Origin of the sequence: Synechococcus sp. R6-10, from assembly GCF_047461815.1 — a bacterium.
Taxonomy (GTDB): Bacteria; Cyanobacteriota; Cyanobacteriia; order Thermostichales; family Thermostichaceae; genus Thermostichus.
The window spans coordinates 1-1605 of sequence record NZ_JANSHW010000617.1; the positions used below are offsets into that span (position 1 = coordinate 1).

Below are 1605 nucleotides of genomic sequence, written 5' to 3' on the forward strand. Positions count from 1 at the left end.
GGGCCAGATCCTCCACGGGCAAGGAGAACTCAATCAAACAAAGGCGGCAGAAACACCCCCAAGCGCTCTGCACCCCCCATCTGGCCCAGACTGAAGAAAACTGTCCCCAATCCCAGAGCCAAGGCCAACAGTCTCCGTGGCCAGTTCATGCCTAGAGTACTCCCTTCGAACTAGGGATCCCTTCTTGTCGGCGGGGATCCCGTTCTACAGCCATGCGCAGGGCACGGGCAAACGCCTTAAAACTGGCCTCGACAATGTGGTGGGCGTTGAGACCGGCAGCTTGGCGAATGTGCAAGGTAAGCTGGGCGTGGTTGACCACCGCCTGATAAAACTCCCGCACCAACTGGGTTTCGTAGCGGCCAATGCGCTCTGTGGGCAGCTCCAGGCCATAGCTGAGGTGAGGGCGACCCGAAAAATCCAGCACCACCTGCACCAGGGCTTCATCCAAAGGCGCCCAAAAATGGCCGAAGCGATGAATGCCCCGCCGATCCTGCAAAGCCTGCGCCAGAGCCTGTCCCAGCGTGATGCCCACATCTTCGTTGGTGTGGTGATCGTCGATGTGCAGATCCCCTATGGCCTTGATCTGCAAATCGATCAACCCGTGGGTGCTGAGCTGGGCCAGCATGTGATCCAAAAAGGGGATCCCAGTATCGATCTCATGGCGCCCGCTGCCATCCAGGTTCAGATGAATTTGGACATCCGTTTCTCCAGTGCGACGGTGAACAGAGGCCGTTCTGGGCTGGAGCAGGCGCGAGGAGTCGAGGGCAGTCATGGAAGTGGCCGAGAACGCTGTGGAGCAGCAGGTAGGCTCCAGCTCTAGAATTGCACAAGCCTGCGAGCATCGGCACCACACGGCCTAAGCAGTGAGGAGCGAGAAGAGAGGCTCTTTCCTTTCTCCGCCCTGCTCTTTTTTCCCTTGGAATTGCCGTAGAGTGCTGGAAGAGAGTGTTGAAGAAGGGGTTGCCGTTTGCAGGATTGGCAGCAGATTCAGCGCGCCCTCAAGCAACACTGGGGTTACGAGACGCTGCGCCCACCGCAGGATCAGGTGATCCGCGCTCTGCTGGACAAGCGCGACGCGCTGGTGGTGTTGCCGACGGGGTTTGGCAAATCCCTGTGCTTTCAGCTAGTAGCCCTGCTGCAAACAGGGGTGACGCTGGTGGTCTCGCCCCTGATCGCCCTGATGGAAGACCAAGTTCAGGATCTCTGGAAACGCAAGCTGCCGGCAGCCTGTCTCCACAGCGAACTGGATCCAGCCCTGCGCAAGCGGGTGTTGAAGGCCCTTGAGGAAAACCGACTGCGCCTGCTCTATTTGGGGCCGGAGACCCTATTCAGCCCCCCCGTTTGGCAACGGCTGCAACAGCCTCAGGTGCACATCAACGGCCTGATCGTGGATGAGGCCCACACGTTGGTGCATTGGGGGGGATCCTTCCGGCCCGACTACCGCCGTCTGGGATTGCTGCGCCCGGCTCTGGCCCCGGTGAAGCCCTCTTTTCCCATCGCCGCTTTTACCGCCACGGCTGACCCCCAAACCTGCAGCCGCCTCAGCCAAATCCTGGGGCTGCGGGATCCGGAGCACATTCGCGCCGATCCCCTGCGGGCCAACCT

General features: G+C 60.4%; 2 protein-coding genes. One reads left to right on the plus strand and one right to left on the minus strand.

The window, feature by feature from the left end; all coding sequences use genetic code 11:
• Positions 1-151: 151 nt before the first annotated feature.
• Complete coding sequence (gene hisB / locus NW837_RS14600) at positions 152-772, minus strand: imidazoleglycerol-phosphate dehydratase HisB (protein ID WP_011432314.1); 621 nt, start codon at positions 770-772, stop codon at positions 152-154.
• 195 nt (positions 773-967) lie between these two features.
• On the opposite strand from hisB, the gene NW837_RS14605 reads away from it, so the two are divergent.
• A partial coding sequence (locus tag NW837_RS14605; protein ID WP_414332298.1) for a DEAD/DEAH box helicase occupies positions 968-1605 on the plus strand: 638 nt, incomplete at its 3' end.